This is a genomic window from Ectopseudomonas chengduensis, assembly GCF_900102635.1.
Classification (GTDB): Bacteria; Pseudomonadota; Gammaproteobacteria; order Pseudomonadales; family Pseudomonadaceae; genus Aquipseudomonas; species Aquipseudomonas chengduensis.
In genome coordinates, this window is record NZ_FMZQ01000001.1 from 348,218 (window position 1) to 371,152 (window position 22,935).

Below are 22,935 nucleotides of genomic sequence, written 5' to 3' on the forward strand. Positions count from 1 at the left end.
GCATCGCCAGTGCCCCCTCGTCTTCAAGCTGACAGCCATGAACAAGCTCGACAACGCTCTGCTGAATATCCTGATCAAGGACTCGCGCACCTCTTTTGCCGATATCGCTCGCCAGCTCAATATATCCAGAGCCCACGCACGCACTCGGGTACAGGCCCTGGTCGATACCGGCGTCATCGAGAAATTCACCGCTGTGGTGAATCCGGAAAAGCTCGGCAAGGGTATTTCCACCTTCGTCGATCTTACTGTCGCGCCGCATGCTATCGAAGCCGTCGCCGAGCGACTCTCGGCTACCGTGGAGGTGGTCAGCCTGTACATCATGAGTGATCTGAAAAGCCTGCACATCCACACGTTGACCGACAGCTACGAGACCTTCGATGCTTTCGTGCGCGAGCATATCTTCAACCACCCGGAGATTCTCACGGTTGACTGCAAGGCACTGATGACGCGGGTGAAGCACCGTCGTGGCGGTGCTCGCCTGTAACATCCTGATACATCGAGCTATTTCTCACTGTTCCGGAAGCGTCGGCGCCTTAAAAAAGCGCTCAGTGCGCTCATCTAGTGCATAACTGACATTCGTCAGTTGAAGGCAAGGTCAGCGGACCGATCGTATGCAAATGGTTTGGCACTGCTGACAAATGTATTCATTACCCGTGGCGTATTGACGATTCGTCGCAAGCGACAGCCCAGAGGTGCTTATTTTTTGTGCAGTCTGGCTAACGGCCATATTCTTCAAAAAATAGATAAGTCATTATAAAACAATAAGTTATATATATTTTTCTACTGGCACGCGTGTTGCTCTAGGGCTTCCAGACCACTTTACATCCGATAGGCCATCCCGCTGATCGGAGCCACTGTGTAACTGGAGACCGCCCCATGAGCCTTAACCGTCGTAAATTCCTCGGTGCTGGAGCCGTTGCCGCAGGCGCAGGCCTGACCCTGGGTGCCTCGGGCATCGCCACTGCCAACGAGAAAACCTTCAACTGGAAGATGACCAACGCCTACGCGCCCGGCTCGCCGTTCTATGTGCAGGGGCCGGGCAGCCCGACCGATTTCTGCAAGCGTGTCGAGGCCATGTCCAATGGCCGCCTGAAGATTCAGCACTTCGCTGCTGGCGAGCTGATCCCGGCGCTGGAAGGCTTCGATGCGGTGTCCAGTGGCATGGTGGAAATGAACGCCGCCAATGCCTTCTTCTGGGCCGGCAAGATCCCCGCCGCGCAGTTCTTCACCGCCGTGCCCTTCGGCATGAATACCCAGGGCATGAACGCCTGGTTGTACAACGGCGGCGCGCTGCAACTCTGGGAAGAACTCTACGCGCCCCATGGCCTGGTGCCGATGCCCATGGGCAACACCGGCACCCAGATGACCGGCTGGTTCCGTCAGCCACTGGAAAACGTCGATAGCCTCAAGGGCCTGAAAATGCGTGTGCCGGGCCTGGCCGGCAAGGTCTACAGCGAACTGGGCGTGGCGGTAAGGCTGCTGCCTGGCGGCGAGATTTTCCCGGCGCTGGAGCGCGGAGTGATCGATGCTGCCGAATTCGTCGGACCCTATCAGGACCGCCGCATGGGCCTGCATAAAGCCGCGAAGAACTACTACACCACCGGCTGGCACGAGCCGACCAACGTCACCGAGCTGATCATCAACAAGAAGGCCTGGGAAACCCTGCCGGCCGACCTGCAAGCCATCGTGCGCATCTGCGCCCAGGCCTGCAATGCCGAGAGCCTGGCATGGTCCGATGCGGTCAACGCCGATGCCCTGGAAGACCTGGTGACCAATGAAGGTGTGATCGCCAAGCCGCTGCCGGGCGACATCATCACCCGCCTGCGCGAGGTGACCAACGACACCCTCGCCAGCATGGCTGCCGCCGACCCGGCAACACGCAAAGTGCACGATCACTTCATGGCGTTCCGCAAGAAGTACAGCAGCTGGTCGGCCACCGGCGAAAAAGGCTTCATGGACCTGGGGGTGTGAGGCGATGCATGCCGTGATCAACCGCATCGAGCAGTTGGTCGAGACCCTGGGCAGTCTGGCACGCGGCTGCGTGCTGGTGCTGGTCCTGCTGGTGTCGGCCAACGTGCTGATCCGCTATGGCTTTTCCGTGAGCCCGGTGGCGTTGCAGGAGCTTGAATGGTTTCTGATTTCGCCCATCGCGCTGCTTGGCATCTCCTACGTGTTGAAACACCGTGCCGATGTGCGGGTGGACTTCATCTACGAGAAGTTCCAGCCGCGCACCCAGGCTGCGGTGGATCTGTTCAGTGCCCTGGCGACCTGCCTGATCGGCGCGTTCCTGGCCTGGGTCTGCTGGCATTACATGATGCAGTCCTACGCCATTGGCGAAGGCTCGCCGGACCCTGGCGGCCTGCCCCATCGCTTTCTGGTCAAGGCCTTTCTGCCGCTGGGCTTTGCCCTGTTTGCCCTGCAAGGCATTGCTGACACCCTGCGTGCCCTCAAGAGCCTGCTCGCATCCAACCCGACACCTGAGGAGGCCTTGCCATGAGCCCCAATGAATGGCTGGCAATCCTGATGGTGCTCGCCTTTTTCTCGATGATGATGGTCGGCGTACCGGTGGCCATCTCCCTGGCTGTGTCCGGTTTCGCCGCCGGCCTGATCGGTTTCGGCCCGATGCTGTTCAGCCTGCTACCGGCGCGCATGTTTGGCGTGGTCAGCAACTACACGCTGCTGGCGATTCCGCTGTTTACCTTCATGGGGGTGATGCTGGAGAAATCCAGGGTCGCAGAGGACATGCTGGAGACGGTTGGCCAAGCCATGGGTGGCCTCAACGGCGGCATGGGCCTGGCCATCGTGCTGGTCGGCGTGCTGCTCGGTGCCTCGACCGGTATCGTTGGCGCCACCGTGGTGACCATCGGCCTGCTGACCCTGCCGGTGCTGCTGCGCCGCGGCTACAAACCCAGCGTGGCCTGCGGCACCATCTGCGCCTCCGGCACCCTGGGGCAGATCATTCCGCCGAGCCTGGTGCTGATTCTGCTGGCCGATATTCTCGGCGAGTCGGTGGGTTCGATCTTCGCCGCCGCCTTTATTCCCAGCCTGATGCTGGCCGGCGTCTACATCGTCTACATGCTGCTGCTCGGCTGGCTGCGCCCGCAGTGGGTGCCGGCGATTCCTGCCGAGGAGCGCGCGCTGATCAGCCGCAAACAGCTGTGGCAGAACATCGCCAAATCGGTATTGCCGCCGCTGCTGCTGGTGGTCTGTGTGCTTGGCTCGATCATCGGCGGCCTGGCCGCGCCGACCGAAGCGGCCTCCATCGGTGCACTTGGCGCGCTGGTCATCGCCGGCTGCGCCAGACGTCTGAACCGAGATACCCTCAAGCAGACCCTGCACGGCACCCTGAGCATCAGCGCGATGATCTTCCTCATCCTGCTCTGCTCGCAGCCGTTCTCCCTGGCCTTCCGCGGCCTGGGCGGCGAAGCCCTGGTGCATGATCTGTTCAGCCTGCTGCCGGGCGGCGAACTGGGCGCGATCCTGTTCCTTATGGTGCTGCTGTTCGTGCTCGGTTTCTTTCTGGAGTGGATCGAGATCTCCTACATCGCCCTGCCGATGTTCCTGCCGGTATTCATGGGCTATGGCACCGACATGGTCTGGCTGGCGATTCTAGTGGCGTTGAACCTGCAGATGTCGTTCCTCACGCCACCGTTCGGTTGGGCGCTGTTCTTCCTCAAGGGCGTGGCACCACCAGGCATCAGCACCAAGGACATCTACATCGGCGCACTGCCCTTCGTGGCGCTGCAAATGCTCGCCGTGGCCCTGGTGTTCGCCTTCCCGACCCTGGCGACCTGGCTGCCTAAGGCAATCGGCTGGTAACCCTCACATAAGAGAACGCCTATGGAATTTTTCTCTGCCTACAGCCCGCTGTGGCTGGCCGGGCTGGTCAGCGCTCTGCTGCTGACCGGCGCGGTGGCCGGCATTCTCGCCGGCTTGCTCGGCGTCGGTGGCGGTATCGTCATCGTGCCGGTGCTGTATCACCTGTTCACCCTGCTCGGCATTGATCCTGAAGTACGTATGCACGTGGCGGTCGGCACCTCGCTGGCGGCCATCGTGCCGACCTCGATCATCTCCGCCAGGGCGCACTACAAGCGCGGCGGGCTCAAGCCTGAACTGCTCAAGCCGCTGATACCCGGCACCCTGATCGGCGTGCTGATCGGTGCGTTGCTAAGCGGCTATCTCAGCGGCCAGGTGCTGGCGGCGATCTTCGCTGTGATCGCCCTGCTGGTGGCGCTGAACATGGCGGTCGAGCGCAACCTGAGCCTGCGCGACGGGCTGCCCGGCACAGCCGGTACCAGTGTGCTCGGGGTGTTCATCGGCAGCCTGTCGACCCTGATGGGCATTGGCGGCGGCACCCTCAGCGTGCCGATCCTCAATGCCTGCCGCACGCCCATGCACATTGCCGTGGGCACCGGCGCCGCCCTGGGCGTGGTGATCAGCCTGCCCGGCGCCCTGGCCTACCTGATCAACGGCCTGGGTGCGGACAACCTGCCACCGGCCACCCTGGGCTATGTCAACCTGCTCGGCCTGGCGATGATCGTGCCGGTGACCATGCTCACCGCGCCCTGGGGCGCACGCATCGCCCATGCCATCAACGCGCGCCTGCTGCGCCGTCTGTTTGCCCTGTTTTTGGCCCTTACAGCAGTACGCATGCTGTTTGGCGCCTTTGCCCTCTGAGGAACGATCATGCTGAAAAGTACCCACGCCACCCGCGGCATTTTCGTCGCCCCCCATCACCTGGCCGCCCAGGCCGGCCGTGACGTGCTCAAGGCAGGCGGCAACGCTGTCGAAGCCATGGTCGCCGCGGCTGCCAGCATCGCGGTGGTCTATCCGCACATGAACGCTATTGGCGGTGACGGCTTCTGGCTGATCCACGAGCCGGGCAAGGCCCCGGTGGCCATCGACGCCTGCGGTAGCAGCGCGGCCCTGGCTGATCGCGCGTTCTACGCTGGCCTGGAGGCGATCCCCAGCCGTGGTCCGACGGCCGCGCTTACCGTCGCCGGGACCATCGGCGGCTGGGCCAAGGCTCTGGAAGTGGCATCCGCATGGGGTACGCCGCTGCCGCTGCGCGACTTGCTCGCCGAGGCTATTGGCCAGGCGCGCAACGGTATCGTTGTCAGCCGCAGCCAGGCGCATCTGACGCGGGTCAAGTTCGATGAACTCAAGGACGTGCCGGGTTTCGCCGATGTCTATCTGAACAATGGTCAGGTGCCCGCCGAAGGCAGCCTGATGAAGCAGACGGCTTTGGGCGACACCCTGGCGCACCTGGCAGAAAAAGGCCTGGATGACTTCTACCGAGGCGAGCTGGCTACGCGCATGGCTGCCGAGCTGGAACAACTGGGCAGCCCGCTGCGCCTGGCCGATCTGCAGGCCTACCAGGCCCAGGTGGTTACCCCGCTGCAGGTGCGTTTGGGCGACGCCACCCTGTACAACATGCCACCGCCAACCCAGGGTCTGGCCTCGCTACTGATCCTCGGCGTGTTCGAGCGCCTCAAGGTCGTCGAGGCCGAAGGCTTCGCCCATGTGCATGGCCTGGTCGAGTCGACCAAACAGGCATTCATGATCCGTGATCGTGTGGTCACCGACCCGCGCCGCGTGCCGGCCGACCCGCAAGGCTTCCTCGCCCCGGAAAACCTCGATGCTCTGGCGGCGGCGGTCGACCCTGACAGCGCCCTGGAATGGCCGCGCCCGACCTCCCCCGGCGACACCATCTGGATGGGCTGCATCGACAGCGAAGGCCGCGCGGTGAGCTTTATCCAGAGTGTGTACTGGGAGTTCGGCTCCGGCATGGTGCTGCCGTCCAGCGGCGTGGCCTGGCAGAACCGCGGCATCAGCTTCTCCCTCGACCCGGCCGCGCTGCAGGCCTTGGAGCCTGGACGCAAGCCGTTCCACACTCTCAACCCGGCGCTGGCGTTGTTCGACGACGGCCGCGTGCTGAGCTACGGCACCATGGGCGGCGAAGGCCAACCGCAAACCCAGGCCGCGCTGTTCAGCCGTTATCGTCTGGGCAGCGACCTGCAGGCCGCCATCACCGCGCCGCGCTGGCTGCTGGGGCGCACCTGGGGCGACGTCAGCACCAGTCTCAAGCTGGAGAATCGCTTCTCCGCCGAGCTGATCGAGCAATTGCGCGCCGCCGGCCATGTGATCGAGGTGCTGGACGAAGCCTTCAGCGACACCATGGGCCACGCTGGCGCGCTGCTACGCCACCCCAGCGGCGTTCTCGAAGGCGCTGCGGACCCGCGTAGCGACGGCAGCGTCTGTGGTTTGTAAAAGGGTCGTTGCAACCCTGTGCAGGCCATAGCGCACACCTGTAGGAGCCCCGCCTAGGGGCGAAGCGATTGTTGCCACTCAGTGAAATCGAGGGTGTACACCGCATTCGTCGCGGGGCGCGACTCCTACAAAAGCTCAACAGGCCCTATGGCCGGCGAGCGATGAAATCGATCTCCACCAGCGCGTGCCGCGCCAGCCCGGTGGTGCCGATGCAGGTGCGCGCCGGGCGTTTGCCTTCGGGGAAGTAGCTGGCGTAAACCGCGTTGAAGCGCTCGTAATCGCTATAGAAGTCAGTGAGGAACGCGCGCGCCGAGACCACGTTTTCCAACCCCAGGCCCAGGCCGTTGAGCACTACCAGCAGGTTGTCGAAGGTCTTGTGGGTTTGCGCCTCGATGCCTTCGGGCAGCGGCGCCGCTTCGTTGCCTGGATCGATGGGCAACTGGCCGGTGATAAATACCCAGCCATCGGCTTCGCAGGCGTGGGAGAACGGTGCGACCGGCGCGGGCGCAGCGGCGAACATGTGGTATTCGGGCATCGACATGGGCACTCCTGGTCTTTTCGTCAGTGGCCGCACGACGGCGCGGCCTGCTGCGACCATACCCTATCGAATCAGAACACCGACCAGCCGATGCGCTCGCTGAGCAGCTCCAGCGCCTTGATCCCGGCCAGGGAGTTACCTGCGGCGTTCAACTCCGGTGACCACACACAGACACTGAACTGCCCTGGTACCACCGCGACGATGCCGCCGCCGACGCCGCTCTTGCCCGGCAGACCGACGCGATAAGCGAAGTTGCCGGCTTCGTCGTACAGGCCGCTGGTAGCCATGATGGCGTTGATCTGCTTGGTCTGGCGGGGCGACAACACCTGTTCGCCACTGTGCTGGCAGAAACCTTCATTGGCCAGGAAGCCGAAGGCACGCGCCAGGTCGACGCAGCTCATGCGCAGCGCGCAGCAGCTGAAGTAGCTGCGCAGCACCGCCTCGACTTCGTTGTGAAAATTGCCGAACGACTGCATCAGGTAGGCTGCGGCCGCGTTGCGCGCGCGGTGCTGGTACTCCGACTCGGCGACATGGTTGTCCACCGTCACTTCGGGGTTGCCCGACAGGCGCCGGACGAAGTCGCGCATCGATAGCGCCGGTGCGGCGTAGCGCGACTGGTTGATGTCGCAGATGACCAGGGCGCCGGCATTGATGAACGGATTGCGCGGCTTGCCACGCTCGAACTCCAACTGCACCAGCGAGTTGAACGGCTGCCCGGACGGCTCGTGGCCGAGGCGCTGCCAGATGCTTTCGCCGCTGTGGCCGATGGCCTGGACCAGGCTGAACACCTTGGAAATGCTCTGGATCGAGAAAGGCGTGCGGGCATCGCCGGCGACATGCACCTGGCCGTCGTTGCCATACACGGCGATGCCCAGTTGATCGGGCACCACGCTGGCCAGTGCGGGAATGTAGTCGGCCACCTTGCCCTGGCCGATCAGTGGGCGGACTTCATCGAGAATTTCGTTCAACAACGCTTGCATGCTCAGGCTCGCGAGGGCGTCGGGCATTGCCCGGCAGGTCTGAGCTAGACGCCCAGTGACGGACACGAATCACAGCGCGCGGCTTGCTCTGCACGGTTCTGCGCCCTAGTCTCGGCCTCTTCCTGTCGACGGCGTAGCCTGATGTCCACCGTTCTCAACGTCCTGCTGCCGATCTTCGGCCTGATCCTGGTTGGCTTCATCTGCCGGCGAACCAATCGCCTGGGAGAGACTGCCGCATCGGAAATGAACCGCTTCGTGGTCTGGCTCGGCCTGCCTGCGTTGCTGTTCAGCCTTACGGCCAAGGCCGACTGGGCACACATCTGGCAGCCCGGTTTCTTGCTTGCCTTTACCGGCGGCATGCTCGCGGTGTTTCTGGTCACGCTGGTGTATCGCTGGAAAACCACTGGCAGCCTGGTTGACGCCAGCATCGATGGGCTCAGTGCCGGTTATGCCAACACCGGTTATATCGGCATTCCGCTGTGCGTGCTGGTACTGGGTGAGGACGGTATGGCGCCCGCGCTGATCGCCTCGCTGCTGGTGGTGTGCGTGCTGTTCGGCCTGGCGGTGGTGTGCATCGAGGTAGGCCTGCAGAGTAAGAAGGGGTTGGGCGGCGCCATCGTGCAGGTGGTCATGGCGCTCCTGAAAAACCCGCTGGTGGTCGCGCCATTGCTTGGTGCTGCCTGGGCGTTTGGTGGCGTGCAGATGCCCACGGCGCTGGACGAATTTCTGCGCCTGCTCGGCGCCGCCACGGTGCCCTGCGCACTGGTGTCGCTGGGGTTGTTCCTGGCGCAGCGGCAGAGCGGGCCGAGCGAAGGCGCCTGGCCGTTGGTGGCTTTGAAGCTGGTTTTGCAGCCGCTGGTGACCTGGTTCATTGCCTTCGTGCTGCTCGACCTGCCGCCGTTCTGGGCGCACGCCGCGTTGCTACTCAGCGCGCTGCCAACGGGCACTGGGCCGTTCATGCTCGCCGAGTACTACCAGCGCCAGGCGGCGCTGGTGTCGCGGGCGATCCTGTTCTCTACCCTCGGCTCGCTGCTGACCTTGACTCTGATCCTGCTGCTGATCACGCCTTGAGTTGCAGCTCCACGCCCAACTGCTGCGACAGGCAGGGCCAGCGCCGCCAGGCCGAGGCGGTATCCGGCGCCGCCAGGCGCTCGCGGTAGGCCTGCACCGAGGGTTGGTCGAAGCTGGCGTCATCGAGCATACCGGCCAAGGCATGATGCACCGCTTCGTCGAGCTGGTTGGCGAAGGGCTCGCCAATCAACTGGTGGGCGATCAGGTTGGCGCGTGTGGTGTCCAGCGGGATCAGCGGCTGGCCGAGGTGCGCGATGTAGCGGTCATTGACCTCTTCCACCAGGCGATGAGCCAGATAGGCCTCGTCGAGCAGGCCTTCGAGTCCTTCGTGACCCTCCATCAGCGCTGGTGGCTGCAGGAAGAAATGCTCGGCGATCTTCAGCACCGGTTTCACGGCAGCCTCGATTCCTGCTTCGCGCGCTACTTCGGCAGCAGCGTCGAGCACGTCCGGCACCTCCTCGATATAGGCGATGACGAAGGCGGTCAGTGCCCCAGGCGCATCATCCTCCGGTAGACGGATGGACGGGTGCAGGCGCTCCAGCTGTGCCTGCAGGAAGCGCGAGAGAGCCTGGCTGCCACTTTCCTGCTGACGAGCCTGGGTGATCAATTGACGAAGGGCGGCGGTGTTCATGACGGCTCCTACATTTCAGGACATGGACGTGAACCTTAGCCGGCTCCGGCAGTCGGCTAAGACGCGATTGTCATAACTTTTTCATACTTATGCGAGTTGGCTATAAATGCCTGTGTCAGAACGGCTACACCCCGCGTCAGCCGGGGCGTTTAGCACAAGGCTTGCGCGCCTTCGGCGATTTTTGCGCGTACGTTGCCAGGTGCAACTCCCCGTCTATACTCGAGTTCGAAAGGCAGTACCTGATGGAACCGGACGAGCTCAGGCACGGAGAGGTTTCGGCAGTAGTCGCCAGCAGTTGAGCGCGGTACGCGGACAGTGATTCCGCCTTGTCGCTCTATGGCAGTCGATCCCTTAGCCGCAGGCTCAGCCGGCGGGATAACAAGAACAATCAAGGGGAACCCGCAATGATGCGACATCCACGAGTCTGGATGGGCCTCCTGCTGTGGCTGGCATTAGGCTCGGCGCACGCGCAGTGGACGGTCAATATGGCGCCCGGTGTAACCGACGTCAGCCGCTCCGTTTTCGATCTGCACATGACCATTTTCTGGATCTGCGTTGTGATCGGCGTGATCGTGTTCGGCGCCATGTTCTGGTCGATGATCATGCACCGCCGCTCCACTGGCCAGAAACCCGCGCATTTTCACGAAAGCACAACCGTCGAGATTCTCTGGACCGTGGTGCCATTGGCCATTCTGGTGGTGATGGCGATCCCGGCGACCAAGACGCTGATCGAGATCTACGACACCTCCGAGTCCGAGCTGGATATTCAGGTCACTGGCTACCAGTGGAAGTGGCACTACAAGTACCTGGGTCAGGATGTCGAGTTCTTCAGTAACCTGACCACGCCGCGCTCGCAGATCAATAACCGCGAAGCCAAGGGCGAACACTACCTGCTGGAAGTCGACGAGCCGCTGGTGGTGCCGGTGGGCACCAAGGTGCGCTTCCTGATCACCGCCGCCGACGTCATTCACTCCTGGTGGGTACCGGCACTGGCAGTGAAGAAAGACGCCATCCCAGGATTCATCAACGAATCCTGGACGCGCATCGAGGAGCCCGGCATCTACCGTGGTCAGTGCACCGAGCTGTGCGGCAAGGACCACGGGTTCATGCCGGTGGTGGTCGAGGCCAAGTCCAAGGAAGACTTCGATGCCTGGCTGGCCGAGCGCAAGCAGGCTGCCGCCGCTGAGCGTGAGCTGACCAGCAAGGAATGGACCATGGAAGAGCTGATGGCGCGTGGTGAGAAGGCCTACAACACCTCTTGCGCAGCCTGCCACCAGCCTACCGGTGAAGGTCTGCCACCGATGTTCCCGGCGCTCAAGGGCTCGGCCATCGCCACCGGGCCGGCCGAGGGGCATATCCACATCGTCTACCAAGGCAAGCCGGGTACCTCCATGGCCGCCTTCGGCAAGCAGCTGTCGCCGGTCGACCTGGCCGCCATCATCACCTACGAGCGCAACGCCTGGGGCAACAATGTCGGTGACATGGTCACGCCCAAGGACATTCTCGATTTCTCCAAGGCGCAGGAGTAAGGACATGAGTGCAGTGATCGACCACGGTCATACTGACCACCACCATGGCCCGGCCAAGGGCCTGATGCGCTGGGTGCTGACCACCAACCACAAGGACATCGGCACGATGTACCTGTGGTTCAGCTTCTGCATGTTTCTGCTGGGCGGCTCGATGGCCATGGTCATCCGTGCCGAGCTGTTCCAGCCGGGCCTGCAGATCGTGCAGCCGGAATTCTTCAACCAGATGACCACCATGCACGGCCTGATCATGGTCTTCGGTGCGGTGATGCCGGCCTTCGTCGGCCTCGCCAACTGGATGATCCCGCTGATGATCGGCGCGCCGGACATGGCCCTGCCACGGATGAACAACTTCAGCTTCTGGCTTTTGCCGGCGGCCTTCGGCCTGTTGGTCTCGACATTGTTCATGGAAGGCGGCGGGCCGAACTTCGGCTGGACCTTCTACGCGCCGCTGTCGACCACCTACGGGCCGGAGAGCACCACCTTCTTCATCTTCGCCGTGCACCTGATGGGCATCAGTTCGATCATGGGGGCGATCAACGTGGTCGCCACCATCCTCAACCTGCGCGCCCCCGGCATGACCCTGATGAAGATGCCGCTGTTCGTCTGGACCTGGCTGATCACCGCGTTTCTGCTGATTGCGGTGATGCCGGTACTGGCTGGCTGCGTGACCATGATGCTGATGGACATCCACTTCGGCACCAGCTTCTTCAATGCTGCTGGCGGTGGGGATCCGGTGCTGTTCCAGCACGTGTTCTGGTTCTTCGGTCACCCCGAGGTGTACATCATGATCCTGCCCGCCTTCGGCGCGGTCAGCTCGATCATCCCGGCCTTCGCGCGCAAGCCGCTGTTCGGCTACACCTCGATGGTCTACGCCACGGCGGCGATCGCTTTCCTGTCGTTCATCGTCTGGGCGCACCACATGTTCACCGTCGGCATTCCACTGACTGGTGAGCTGTTCTTTATGTACGCGACGATGCTGATTGCCGTGCCCACCGGGGTGAAGGTGTTCAACTGGGCCAGCACCATGTGGCAGGGCTCGATGACCTTCGAGGCGCCGATGTTGTTCTCGGTGGCCTTCGTCATCCTGTTCACCATCGGTGGTTTCTCCGGCTTGATGCTGGCCATCGCGCCGGCGGACTTCCAGTACCACGACACCTACTTCGTGGTGGCGCATTTCCACTACGTGCTGGTGCCTGGCGCAATCTTCGGCATCTTCGCCTCGGCCTACTATTGGCTGCCGAAGTGGACCGGCCACATGTATGACGAAACCCTGGCCAAGCTGCATTTCTGGATGAGCTTCATCGGCATGAACCTGGCGTTCTTCCCGATGCACTTCGTTGGCCTGGCTGGCATGCCGCGGCGTATCCCCGACTACAACATGATGTTCGCCAACTTCAACATGATCTCCAGTATCGGCGCGTTCATGTTCGGGGCTACTCAGTTGCTGTTCCTGTTCATCGTCATCAAGTGCATTCGCGGCGGCAAGCCGGCCCCGGCGAAACCCTGGGACGGTGCCGAAGGCCTGGAGTGGACGGTGCCTTCACCGGCGCCCTACCACACCTTCAGCACGCCGCCGGAAGTGAAATAGGAGGTCTGCCGTGAGCGAGGTCATCGCGACTCGTCGCCTGGTTACCCGTCTGCTGCTCGTGGTGGTGGTGATGTTCTGCTTCGGCATCTTCGTCCTGCCGCCGTTCTACGACGCCATGTGCCGGGTCTTCGGCATCAACGGCAAGACGGCAGGGGCCTACCAGGGCGAGCAAATGGTGGATGAGCAGCGCCAGGTGCGCGTGCAGTTTCTCGCCACCAACGCCGCCGGCATGGTCTGGGAGTTCGGGCCCCAGGCCGACGAGATCCTGGTTCACCCGGGTGAGGCGCGCGACATGCTGTTCGTCGCCTATAACCCCAGCGACAAGCCGATGAGCGCGCAGGCGATACCCAGCGTATCGCCTTCGAAGGCGGCGGCCTTCTTTCACAAAACCGAGTGTTTCTGCTTTACCCAGCAGGTGTTGCAGCCAGGCGAGCGCATCGAAATGCCGGTGCGCTTCATCGTCGACCGCGACCTGCCGCAGGACGTGAAGCACCTGACCTTGGGCTACACCCTGTTCGATATCACCGCGCGCAAACCGCCAGTGGCACAGGCTCCATAAGGAGAACAACAATGTCGAGTCACGAAAGTCACGAGAACTATTACGTACCGGCGCAGAGCAAGTGGCCCATCGTCGCCACCATTGGTCTGCTGGTCAGCTTCTACGGTGTTGGCACCTGGTTCAACGATCTGTCGGCGGGGCGTGAAGGCTCCAACGGGCCGCTGATCTTCTTCGTCGGCGGGCTGATCCTGGCCTGGATGCTGTTCGGCTGGTTTGGCAACGTCATCAAGGAAAGCCGCAGCGGTCTGTACAGCGCGCAGATGGACCGTTCCTTTCGCTGGGGCATGAGTTGGTTCATCTTTTCCGAGGTGATGTTCTTCGTCGCCTTCTTCGGTGCCCTGTTCTACATCCGCATGTGGGCCGGCCCCTGGCTCGGCGGCGAAGGTGACAAGGGCGTGGCCAACATGCTCTGGGACGGTTTCGAATACAGCTGGCCGATGTTGCAGAACCCCGACTCCAAGCTGTTCCCGCCACCGAGCGGGGTGATCGACCCCTGGCATCTGCCGCTGGTCAACACCATCTTGCTGGTGTCCTCCAGCGTCACCATCACCTTTGCCCACCATGCTCTGAAGAAGAACCACCGTGGCCCGCTCAAGGCCTGGCTGGCCGCTACCATCGTGCTGGCCCTGGCATTCCTGTTCTTTCAGGTCGAGGAGTACATCGAGGCCTACACCGAGCTTGGGCTGACGCTTGGCTCAGGCATCTACGGCGCCACCTTCTTCATGCTCACCGGCTTTCACGGTGCGCATGTGACGCTCGGTACCATCATCCTGATCGTGATGCTGGTGCGCATCATGCGTGGGCACTTCGACGCCGATCAGCACTTCGGCTTCGAGGCCGCCTCCTGGTATTGGCACTTCGTCGATGTGGTCTGGCTCGGCCTGTTCATCTTCGTCTACGTACTGTAGCGGGGGCTACCAGGTAACGTGAGAGACCAGTTGCCCTGAGTAGAAGCCCCAGGCGATCAGGGCAACGGTAATAGCGGTCAGGCCGACACGGACAGTTAGCGCGCCGACCACGCGGGAACCATGGCCTTCGTCCTTGACCAGGAAGAACAGGCCGCTGAACAGGCTGGCGATGGTTGCCAGCAGCATGAGGACGATCGCGGCCTTGAGCATGTGAGACTCCGGGGGATTGACGTGATGCATTGCAGTATAGCCAGCAACCCAGACCGTATCGGCAGGGCGCAATGAGCGCCTTCCGTCCCGGTTGGTTGCCCAGCGTGCTGGTTGCCCTGCTGCTGCCGGGGTTGCTCTGGCTGGGCTTCTGGCAGCTGCAGCGTGGCGATGAGAAGCGCCAGCTGTTGGCCAGCTTCGAGGCACGGCGGACGGCCGAGCCGATCAGCCTCGAGCAGCTTGAGCCCATGCGTGATCCTGCCTACCGCCGCGTTCAACTGCGTGGGCACTTCGATAGCGAGCACAGCCTGCTGCTCGATAGCCGTATCCGTGATGGCCATGCCGGTGTCGAGTTGCTGCAGCCTTTCTACGATCAGTCCAGCGGTCTCTGGGTGTTGCTCAATCGCGGCTGGCTGCCTTGGCCGGATCGGCGCACAGCGCCACCTTTCGATAGCCCTGACGGCGTGCTGCAACTCACTGCCTGGGTCTATGTCGCGCCCTCTGGTGGTTTCAATCTGCGCTCCGGTGCGGCGACCGAAGGCTGGCCGCGACTGATCACGCAGGTCGAGGCCGACAGTCTCTGGCGCCAGCTGGGTCGTGGTGGTCTGCCTTTCGAGGTGCGTCTGGAGCCCGGGCCGGCCAGTTATCGCGTCGATTGGCCAATCGTGGCCATGAGCCCCAGCAAACATCTTGGCTATGCGGTGCAGTGGTTCTCTCTGGCTGCCGCGCTGCTTGGTCTGTTCATTTATCTTGGAATTCACAATGCACGGGAGCATCGTCATGAACCCAGCCATCGCCATGCCTGAGGCGCCGCGCAAGGGGCGTGGTCGCCTGCAGTTGTTGTTGATCCTGGCCATCGCCATCGGCCCGATGTTCCTGGCCAGCGCCATGTACCAGTGGCGCTTCTGGGTGCCAGAGACGCGCAGCTACCACGGTGTGCTGATCGGCGATGGGCGCACCCTTGCCGATCTCGGCGTGCAGGGGGAGGTGGAGCCGCTGTGGCAGATTCTGGTGACAGCACCGGGCGCCTGTGAGGCCGACTGTCAGCAGCTGGTTTACCTGGCGCGGCAGATCCAGATTGGCCTCAATCGCGAGACTGCCCGCGCCAGTCACGGCCTGGCGCTGGCCGAGCCATTGCCGGCCGACTATGACGCCACGCTCAAGCGCGAGTACCCGCAACTTGGACGCTATCAGCTGGATCTGCAGGCCTACGACAAGGCCGCTGAGGCAGTGCCGGGGGCACAGCTATGGCTGGTCGATCCACACGGCAATCTGGTGCTGCGCTATCCGGCCGGCAGCAAGGGCAAGGCCATTCTCGATGATCTGCGCTACCTGCTGAAAATTTCCCTGATCGGTTGACGCCACGCTCTGTCCATATCGACAGAGCGTAAGGCCCAGTGCCCAAGGAGTAGACATGCACAAGCCCGGTTACCGTCTAGCGTTGTTCGCGACCCTCCTGACCGTGGTGGTGGTGCTGCTGGGCGCCTACACCCGACTGACCCATGCCGGTCTGGGTTGCCCGGATTGGCCAGGCTGCTACGGGTTTCTCGGCGTGCCGATGAGCGAGCACAAGCAGGCCATCGCCGAAGCGCGTTTTCCCGAGGCGCCGGTAGAGGTTGCCAAGGGCTGGTACGAGATGATCCATCGCTACTTTGCCGGCGCACTGGGGTTGGTGATCCTCGCTATTGCTGCCCTGTCCGTGCGCCGTCGTGCGGAGCCAACTCAGCCGCTCAAGTTGCCGCTGGCGATTCTGGCGCTGGTGATTCTGCAGGGCGCCTTCGGCATGTGGACGGTCACCCTGCAGCTATGGCCGCAGGTGGTCACCGCTCACCTGCTCGGCGGTTTCGCCACGCTCAGTCTGTTGACCTTGCTCACCTTGCGCCTGTCTGGACGATTCGCCCCGCTGCAGTTGCCGGGGCGCCTGCGCACGTTGGCGGCGGCATGCCTGCTGCTGGTGATCGGGCAGATCACCCTCGGTGGCTGGGTCAGTTCCAACTACGCCGCTGTCGCCTGCGTCGACCTGCCCACCTGTCACGGCGAGTGGTGGCCTGCTATGGATTTCGGCAAGGGCTTTCACCTGACCCAGCACATCGGCCCCAACTACCTGGGCGGACAGCTCGACAGTGACGCGCGCACCGCCATTCACATGAGCCATCGCATCGGAGCGCTGCTGGTAACGCTGGCGCTGTTGGCTCTGGCCTGGAAGTTGCGCATTGCCAAGCTGCCGCGCCTGGCCGGTCTGCTGCTGCTGGCGCTGGCTGTGCAGGTTGGCCTGGGTATCAGCAACGTGATCTTCCATCTACCGCTGCTGGTGGCGGTGGCGCACAACGCTGGTGGCGCTGCTCTGCTGCTGGTGATGGTGCTGATCAACTATCGCCTGAGGGCTGTTTCTGCGGCGGCTCGTGAAGCATCTGATCTGGCGGGCAGGCGCACGACTCTGGTTTCCAACGGTCTGGTTCAAGGCCGGTAAATAACGAATCAAGGAGCAATGCCATGGCGACAATGCTGCGAGCTCACTCCGAACACGCCACCTGGCGCGATTATCTGGAGCTGACCAAACCGCGGGTGGTGATGCTGATGCTGATCACCTCGCTGGTCGGCATGTTCCTCGCTACCCGTGCCGGTGTGCCCTGGACCGTGCTGCTGTTCGGCAACCTCGGCATCGGCCTGTGTGCCGGCGCGGCAGCTGCAGTCAACCATGTGGTAGATCGGCGCATCGACTCGATCATGGCGCGCACACACAAGCGTCCGGTCACCGCCGGGCGTGTCTCGCCGGTGGCGGCGCTGACCTTCGCCCTGTTGCTGGCCATCGCCGGCATGAGCCTGCTGATGGTGTTCACCAATGAGTTGGCTGCCTGGCTGACCCTGGCCTCATTGCTCGGTTATGCGGTGATCTACACCGGCTTTCTCAAGCGCGCCACGCCGCAGAACATCGTGATCGGCGGCCTGGCGGGTGCTGCTCCACCGTTGCTGGGTTGGGTCGCTGTTACCGGCCACCTCAGTGCCGAGCCGCTGCTGCTGGTGCTGATCATCTTCGCCTGGACGCCGCCGCACTTCTGGGCCCTGGCTATCCATCGCAAGGCCGAATACGCCAAGGCCGACATCCCCATGCTGCCGGTGACCCACGGTGAGCACTACACCAAGGTGCATATCCTGCTCTACACCCTGGTGATGTTCGCGGTGACCCTGCTGCCCTACGCCATCCACATGAGCGGGCCGTTGTACCTGGTTTGCGCCGTGCTACTGGGCGGCCGCTTCCTGCACTGGGCCTGGGTGCTGTACCGTGACAGCAAACCGCACGCCGCGATCAATACCTTCAAGTACAGTATCTGGTACCTGTTCCTGCTGTTTATCGCGCTGCTCGCGGATCACTATCTGCTGTTGAACATCTAGCAAGCTGTGGCGTGGCAGACGGTTTGCAAAAGCTAGCTAAGGGATTTCATGACTCGTACCCACACAACGGTTTTCGTTCTTGTCGCAATCGTGGCCCTGGTGCTGGGGCTTACCGTCAACAAGGTGCTCAGCAGTAAAAGCCAGGGCGACCCGGCGGCGCTGCTCGATGCCGGTATCGTCCTGCTGCCGCAGAACCGTAGCCTGCCGTCGCTGAGCCTGGTCGATCAGGACGGCAAGGACGTTGCGGTTGATCAGCTCAAGGGTGACTGGAAGCTGCTGTTCTTCGGTTATACCTTCTGCCCGGATATCTGCCCGGCCACCCTCGCTCAACTGCGCCAATTGCAGACCCAGTTGCCCGAAGAAACTCGCGCACGGCTGAGCGTGGTGATGGTCAGCGTCGACCCACATCGTGATACGCCGGAGCAGTTGAGCAAGTACCTGGGCTTCTTCAATGCGGGCTTCAAGGGCCTGACCGGCGAAGAGGAAACCCTGCAGAAATTCGCCAACTCGGTAAGCATCCCCTACATCCCGGCTGACACCAGCAAGGAAAACTACACCGTCGATCACAGCGGCAATCTGGTGATCATCGGCCCGGATGGCACCCAGCGCGGCTTCATCCGTGCGCCGATCAACAACGCCAAGCTGGCCGAGCAGTTGCCGGGCCTGGTTTCGGGTAGCTGATCGGCTTGGGTGTGCCTACGAACCACCACCATCAAGGCTGTATGGCACAGAGTTTCCCGGATTTCATCCGGGCTACGGCCCTGAGTTTGGGCTTGTAGGGTGCGCCGCGAGCACCGGCGGGCGCTCAACGGTATTGGTGCGCACGGCGCACCCTACGGGGCGTGTCCTAAAGTGCGAACGGCAGGGGCAGGTTGACCTGCTGACGTTGTGCCAAGCGCCGTTGGAATTCGGCAGGATCATGAATCAGCACTTCCTGCCCGGCGAACGACTCGGCGGCGATCAGACGTGACAGCCAGAAACGCACGCAGGCCACGCGCAGCATGGCTGGCCACAGCTCTGCTTCGGCAGCGCTGAACGGGCGTAGAGCCGCATAGGCGCCGAGTAGCGCACGGGCGCGAGCGCCATCTAGGCTGCCGTCTTCGTTCGAGCACCAATCGTTGAGAGTGATGGCCAGGTCGTAGAGCATCGGCCCCGAGCAGGCGTTGTAGAAGTCGATCACCCCTGCGAGGTGGTTGCCGTCGAACAGCACGTTGTCGCGGAACAGGTCGGCATGCAGGTTCGCCCGCGGCAAAGCGAGGATGCGCGGCTTCAGTTCGGCGATCTCGGCCAGTGCATCACGTAGTAGCGGCAACGCCTGTTCATCAAGCTTCAGCGCCTGGCTCGGACCTTCGGCGAGCATCCAATCCAGCCCGCGGTCGCTGCGACGTTCCACCGGCTGTTCGCGAGTGGCCAGGTGAATGCGCGCCAGCAGGCTACCCACTTCCTGGCAGTGATGGGCGTTGGCATCGCGCACATGCTTGCCTGACAGCCGGGGCTGCAATAGCGCCGGTTTCTCGGCCAGGGTGCGCAATGCCTCGTCGTCCTGCGTGCGTAGGGCGTAGGGCACCGGCAGGCCGGCGTCGTGCAGCACGTCGAGCAATTCGATGAAGAACGGTAGGTCGGCCACCGGGCCGCGTTCGACCAGGGTCAGGACATATTCGCCCTGCTCCAGGCTGACGAAGAAGTTGCTGTTTTCGCTGCCCGCAGCAATGCCCTGGAAGTCACGCAACCGGCCAAGCCCATAGGGAGCCAGGAAGACTTCGAGCTCATGACGCTCCAGGGGGGTGAATACCGACATATCAGACCTTAATTGCCTTACCAGCTAAAGATTTCCCAGGACGGGATCAGCATGTCCGGATCGTCCGAACGTACGAAGTTGCCGTCGCTGCCATCGGCGCGAACGAGAAAGTAGGGTTTACCGTTCTTCGGGATGACCTTGATGGCGTAGAGGAAGCCATTGACCCGGTATTCCTGAATGGTTCGGTCGCCGTCCTGGCGGATGGTCACATCCGGGTCGCCGGATACCGGATCTTCGGCGTGAGCAGCAAGGGGGACACAGGCCAACAGGCCGACCAGCATCAGGCGATTCAATGTACCCATGGTAATCTTGCTCCTTCGTTGTTCACCGATGCAGCCATTCTACCGCTGCACCCGCCGAAAAGGTTGATCCCGCGCATGAGCCAAGCTCCCCTCGTTCTGGTCGACGGTTCCTCTTATCTGTACCGCGCCTTCCACGCCCTGCCGCCGCTGACCACTTCCAAGGGCATGCCCACCGGAGCGGTGAAGGGCGTGCTGAACATGCTCAAGAGCCTGCGCAAGCAGTACCCGAACAGCCCCTTTGCCGTGGTCTTCGACGCCAAGGGCGGCACCTTCCGCGACGAGCTGTTCGCCGAGTACAAGGCCAATCGGCCATCCATGCCGGACGAATTGCGCGTGCAGGTCGAGCCGCTGCACGCCAGCGTGCGCGCCCTGGGGTTGCCGCTGCTGTGCGTCGAAGGGGTTGAAGCCGATGACGTGATCGGCACCCTGGCGCGGCAAGCGGCCGGGGAAAAGCGCGACGTGGTCATCTCCACTGGTGACAAGGACATGGCGCAGCTGGTCTGCCCGCACGTTACGCTGGTCAACACCATGACGGGAAGCGTCTACGATGCCGATGGCGTAAAGGAGAAATTCGGTGTCGGCCCTGAGCTGATCATCGACTACCTGGCGCTGATGGGCGACAAGGTCGACAACATTCCGGGTGTGCCTGGTGTCGGTGAGAAAACCGCTTTGGGCTTGCTGGTTGGTATCGGCGGCGGCCTCGACGTGCTCTACGCCAACCTCGACAAGGTGCCCGAGCTGCCGATCCGTGGCGCCAAGGGCCTGCCAGCCAAGCTCGAAGAGCACCGCGAGATGGCTTACCTGTCCTATCAGCTGGCGACCATCAAGACCGACGTGCCGCTGAATATCGAGATCGAGTCGCTGCATCCCGGCGAACCGGATCAGGCCGCGCTGGTGGAGCTTTACGGCGAGCTGGAGTTCAAGAACTGGCTGGACGACCTGCTGCGTCAGAACAAGGCGCTGGCGGCCAAGGCTGCTGCGCCGGCTGGCGATCTGTTCGCCGAGCCGACTGGTGAAACCGCCGAAGAGGCCGCTGAACCCGCATCGGCAAGCAGCGGTGATTACCAGCTGGTACTGGAGCAGGCGCAGTTCGATGCCTGGCTGAAGAAACTGGAGCAGGCAGAACTGATCGCCTTCGACAGCGAGACCACCAGCATTGATGCCCAGCAGGCGCAGTTGGTTGGTCTGTCCTTCGCGGTCAAGGCCGGTGAGGCGGCCTATATCCCGCTGGCGCATTCCTACATGGGCGTGCCGCAGCAGCTCGATCGCGACGCAGTGCTCAAGGCGCTCAAGCCGATCCTCGAAGACCCGGCCAAGGCCAAGGTGGGCCAGCACGCCAAGTACGACATCAACGTCCTGGCCAATGCCAGCACGCCGATCACGGTGCAGGGCGTGGCCTTCGACACCATGCTCGAATCCTACGTACTGGACTCCACCGCCACCCGTCACGACATGGACAGCCTGGCGCTGAAGTACCTGAACCACAGCACCATCCGCTTCGAGGACATCGCCGGCAAGGGCGCCAAGCAGCTGACCTTCGATCAGATCGCCCTGGAGCAGGCCGGCCCGTACGCCGCCGAGGATGCCGACGTGACCTTGCGTCTGCATCAGGAACTGTGGGGACGCCTCGAAGCTGTGCCGTCCCTGGCCAAAGTGCTGCGCGACATCGAAATCCCGCTGGTACCGGTGCTGGCGCGCATCGAGCGCAACGGCGCGCTGGTCGATGCCAAGCTGCTCGGCGAGCAGAGTGTCGAGCTGGGCGAGAAACTGGTGGAGCTGGAGCGCAAGGCGTTCGAGATCGCCGGTGAGGAATTCAACCTCGCCTCGCCCAAGCAACTCGGCGTGATCCTCTACGAAAAACTCGGCTACCCGGTGATCAGCAAGACTGCCAAGGGCCAACCCTCCACCGCCGAAGCGGTGCTGGCAGAACTGGCCGAGCAGGACTTCGAACTGCCCAAGGTGCTGATGCAGTACCGCAGCCTGAGCAAGCTCAAGAGCACCTACACCGACAAGCTGCCGGAGCAGATCAACCCGCGCACCGGGCGTATCCATACCAGCTATCACCAGGCGGTCGCCGCTACTGGCCGCCTGTCCTCCAGCGACCCGAACCTGCAGAACATCCCGATCCGCACCGCCGAAGGCCGGCGCATCCGCCAGGCTTTCGTGGCGCCCAAGGGCTACAAGATGATGGCCGCGGACTACTCGCAGATCGAGTTGCGCATCATGGCCCACCTGGCCAAGGACAAAGGTCTGCTCGATGCCTTCCACCATGATCTGGACGTGCACAGGGCCACTGCTGCCGAGGTTTTTGGTGTGGCACTGGAAGAGGTGAGCAGCGATCAGCGGCGCAAGGCCAAGGCCATCAACTTCGGTCTGATCTACGGCATGAGCGCCTTCGGCCTGGCCAAGCAGATCGACGTCGAACGTAAGGAGGCGCAGGCCTATATCGATCGTTACTTCGCCCGCTATCCCGGCGTGCTGACCTACATGGAAAGCACCCGCGCGCAGGCCGCCGAGCAGGGTTATGTGGAGACAGTTTACGGCCGTCGCCTGTACCTGCCGGAGATCCACGCGCAGAACCAGGCCATGCGCAAGGGCGCCGAGCGCGCGGCGATCAATGCGCCGATGCAGGGCACGGCTGCGGACATCATCAAGCGCGCCATGATCGCCGTGGACAGCTGGTTGCAGGACAGCGGCATCGATGCACGCATCATCATGCAGGTGCACGACGAACTGGTGCTGGAGGTGCGTGAGGAACTGATCGACGAGGTCAGCGCCAAACTCAAGAGCCTGATGAGTGGCGCCGCCGACCTGGATGTACCGCTACTGGTGGAAGTCGGCGTCGGCGCCAATTGGGACGAGGCGCATTGAGGCTCGTCGCCGCGGCATAGAGCCGCGGCCGCTCTAGCTTTTGGGTTTCAGGGAATCAAAAGGCGCTTTCTTATTGCAAATGGTTTTTAAGACGGCGATGAACTTTCTGCAAACCCACCCGGTCAGAGTTCATGAATGGCCGTTAAGCCCTTCAATGCTCCTTTGTTGTGTTAAGTGTTGGCAGACATCTGAACCCCGCCCTAGCGGTTCAGACCTTGAACCCCGAACTTCTCCCTCCCCATACGAAGCTCGGGGTTTTTTTTGCCTATAGAAAAGTGCCGCTAGCCGCA

General features: G+C 62.7%; 23 protein-coding genes. 17 read left to right on the forward strand and 6 right to left on the reverse strand.

Annotated elements, in window-relative coordinates; all coding sequences use genetic code 11:
* The first annotated feature begins 37 nt into the window (after positions 1 to 37).
* The 6 genes from BLS08_RS01565 to BLS08_RS01590 all read left to right on the forward strand — a co-directional run bounded on the left by BLS08_RS01565 (position 38) and on the right by BLS08_RS01590 (position 6,270).
* On the forward strand, positions 38 to 484 hold the full coding sequence (locus BLS08_RS01565) for an Lrp/AsnC family transcriptional regulator (RefSeq protein ID WP_017676395.1): 447 nt from the start codon (positions 38 to 40) through the stop codon (positions 482 to 484).
* 392 nt (positions 485 to 876) lie between these two features.
* Positions 877 to 1,971, forward strand: coding sequence for a TRAP transporter substrate-binding protein (locus BLS08_RS01570; RefSeq protein ID WP_017676396.1), 1,095 nt, complete (start codon positions 877 to 879; stop codon positions 1,969 to 1,971).
* A 4-nt stretch (positions 1,972 to 1,975) separates the two neighbouring features.
* A complete protein-coding gene (locus tag BLS08_RS01575) occupies positions 1,976 to 2,497 on the forward strand; it encodes a TRAP transporter small permease subunit (protein ID WP_017676397.1) in 522 nt (173 codons plus the stop codon).
* Positions 2,494 to 3,819: a TRAP transporter large permease gene (locus tag BLS08_RS01580; RefSeq protein WP_017676398.1), complete on the forward strand. Its 1,326-nt coding sequence runs from the start codon at positions 2,494 to 2,496 to the stop codon at positions 3,817 to 3,819. Before BLS08_RS01575 ends, BLS08_RS01580 begins: the two co-directional genes overlap by 4 nt.
* Before the next feature lie 21 nt (positions 3,820 to 3,840).
* Complete coding sequence (locus BLS08_RS01585; protein WP_017676399.1) at positions 3,841 to 4,677, forward strand: sulfite exporter TauE/SafE family protein; 837 nt, start codon at positions 3,841 to 3,843, stop codon at positions 4,675 to 4,677.
* Positions 4,678 to 4,686: 9 nt separating this feature from the next.
* On the forward strand, positions 4,687 to 6,270 hold the full coding sequence (locus tag BLS08_RS01590) for a gamma-glutamyltransferase family protein (RefSeq protein ID WP_017676400.1): 1,584 nt from the start codon (positions 4,687 to 4,689) through the stop codon (positions 6,268 to 6,270).
* Positions 6,271 to 6,415: 145 nt separating this feature from the next.
* On the opposite strand, the gene BLS08_RS01595 is transcribed toward BLS08_RS01590, so the two are convergent.
* Positions 6,416 to 6,811, reverse strand: a complete 396-nt coding sequence (locus BLS08_RS01595; protein WP_017676401.1) for a RidA family protein — start codon at positions 6,809 to 6,811, stop codon at positions 6,416 to 6,418.
* A gap of 68 nt (positions 6,812 to 6,879) precedes the next feature.
* Positions 6,880 to 7,788 carry a glutaminase B gene (gene glsB / locus BLS08_RS01600; RefSeq protein WP_017676402.1) on the reverse strand — a complete coding sequence of 303 codons (909 nt, stop codon included), beginning with the start codon at positions 7,786 to 7,788 and terminating at the stop codon, positions 6,880 to 6,882.
* Between the two features lie 141 nt (positions 7,789 to 7,929).
* On the opposite strand from glsB, the gene BLS08_RS01605 reads away from it, so the two are divergent.
* Entirely contained in the window at positions 7,930 to 8,859 is a 930-nt protein-coding gene (locus tag BLS08_RS01605) for an AEC family transporter (protein ID WP_017676403.1), read from the forward strand.
* Here the strand turns inward: BLS08_RS01605 and BLS08_RS01610 are convergent.
* On the reverse strand, positions 8,849 to 9,490 hold the full coding sequence (locus tag BLS08_RS01610) for a hypothetical protein (RefSeq protein ID WP_017676404.1): 642 nt from the start codon (positions 9,488 to 9,490) through the stop codon (positions 8,849 to 8,851). The two genes, BLS08_RS01605 and BLS08_RS01610, sit on opposite strands and share 11 nt — an antisense overlap.
* A 404-nt stretch (positions 9,491 to 9,894) precedes the next feature.
* On the opposite strand from BLS08_RS01610, the gene coxB reads away from it, so the two are divergent.
* From coxB to BLS08_RS01630, 4 genes are read left to right on the forward strand one after another with little or no spacing between them, the layout of a single operon-like run.
* On the forward strand, positions 9,895 to 11,019 hold the full coding sequence (coxB, locus tag BLS08_RS01615; protein WP_026088514.1) for a cytochrome c oxidase subunit II: 1,125 nt from the start codon (positions 9,895 to 9,897) through the stop codon (positions 11,017 to 11,019).
* A gap of 4 nt (positions 11,020 to 11,023) precedes the next feature.
* Positions 11,024 to 12,607 carry a cytochrome c oxidase subunit I gene (gene ctaD, locus BLS08_RS01620; protein WP_017676406.1) on the forward strand — a complete coding sequence of 528 codons (1,584 nt, stop codon included), beginning with the start codon at positions 11,024 to 11,026 and terminating at the stop codon, positions 12,605 to 12,607.
* Positions 12,608 to 12,617: 10 nt separating this feature from the next.
* Positions 12,618 to 13,166, forward strand: a complete 549-nt coding sequence (locus BLS08_RS01625) for a cytochrome c oxidase assembly protein (protein ID WP_017676407.1) — start codon at positions 12,618 to 12,620, stop codon at positions 13,164 to 13,166.
* 11 nt (positions 13,167 to 13,177) lie between these two features.
* Positions 13,178 to 14,074 (forward strand): cytochrome c oxidase subunit 3, encoded by an 897-nt coding sequence (locus BLS08_RS01630; protein ID WP_017676408.1) that lies wholly within the window; start codon positions 13,178 to 13,180, stop codon positions 14,072 to 14,074.
* A 6-nt stretch (positions 14,075 to 14,080) separates the two neighbouring features.
* On the opposite strand, the gene BLS08_RS01635 is transcribed toward BLS08_RS01630, so the two are convergent.
* Entirely contained in the window at positions 14,081 to 14,284 is a 204-nt protein-coding gene (locus tag BLS08_RS01635) for a twin transmembrane helix small protein (RefSeq protein WP_017676409.1), read from the reverse strand.
* Positions 14,285 to 14,355: 71 nt separating this feature from the next.
* Here BLS08_RS01635 and BLS08_RS01640 point away from each other — a divergent pair, with 71 nt between their 5' ends.
* The 5 genes from BLS08_RS01640 to BLS08_RS01660 are packed head-to-tail and all read left to right on the forward strand — an operon-like array spanning position 14,356 to position 18,355.
* Positions 14,356 to 15,087: an SURF1 family protein gene (locus tag BLS08_RS01640; RefSeq protein ID WP_017676410.1), complete on the forward strand. Its 732-nt coding sequence runs from the start codon at positions 14,356 to 14,358 to the stop codon at positions 15,085 to 15,087.
* Complete coding sequence (locus tag BLS08_RS01645) at positions 15,062 to 15,640, forward strand: hypothetical protein (RefSeq protein WP_017676411.1); 579 nt, start codon at positions 15,062 to 15,064, stop codon at positions 15,638 to 15,640. The genes BLS08_RS01640 and BLS08_RS01645 overlap by 26 nt, the downstream gene beginning before the upstream one ends.
* Before the next feature lie 55 nt (positions 15,641 to 15,695).
* Positions 15,696 to 16,751 (forward strand): COX15/CtaA family protein, encoded by a 1,056-nt coding sequence (locus tag BLS08_RS01650; protein ID WP_017676412.1) that lies wholly within the window; start codon positions 15,696 to 15,698, stop codon positions 16,749 to 16,751.
* Positions 16,752 to 16,774: 23 nt separating this feature from the next.
* A complete protein-coding gene (gene cyoE / locus BLS08_RS01655) occupies positions 16,775 to 17,674 on the forward strand; it encodes a heme o synthase (protein ID WP_017676413.1) in 900 nt (299 codons plus the stop codon).
* A 48-nt stretch (positions 17,675 to 17,722) separates the two neighbouring features.
* Positions 17,723 to 18,355, forward strand: a complete 633-nt coding sequence (locus BLS08_RS01660; RefSeq protein ID WP_026088515.1) for an SCO family protein — start codon at positions 17,723 to 17,725, stop codon at positions 18,353 to 18,355.
* A 166-nt stretch (positions 18,356 to 18,521) separates the two neighbouring features.
* Here BLS08_RS01660 and BLS08_RS01665 read toward each other — a convergent pair whose 3' ends face one another.
* Together BLS08_RS01665 and BLS08_RS01670 are read right to left on the reverse strand one after the other, a co-directional pair.
* Entirely contained in the window at positions 18,522 to 19,472 is a 951-nt protein-coding gene (locus BLS08_RS01665) for a homoserine kinase (protein ID WP_017676415.1), read from the reverse strand.
* 17 nt (positions 19,473 to 19,489) lie between these two features.
* Positions 19,490 to 19,774, reverse strand: a complete 285-nt coding sequence (locus BLS08_RS01670) for a DUF2782 domain-containing protein (protein WP_017676416.1) — start codon at positions 19,772 to 19,774, stop codon at positions 19,490 to 19,492.
* 75 nt (positions 19,775 to 19,849) lie between these two features.
* On the opposite strand from BLS08_RS01670, the gene polA reads away from it, so the two are divergent.
* Complete coding sequence (gene polA / locus BLS08_RS01675) at positions 19,850 to 22,645, forward strand: DNA polymerase I (protein ID WP_017676417.1); 2,796 nt, start codon at positions 19,850 to 19,852, stop codon at positions 22,643 to 22,645.
* The last annotated feature ends 290 nt before the right edge of the window (positions 22,646 to 22,935 follow it).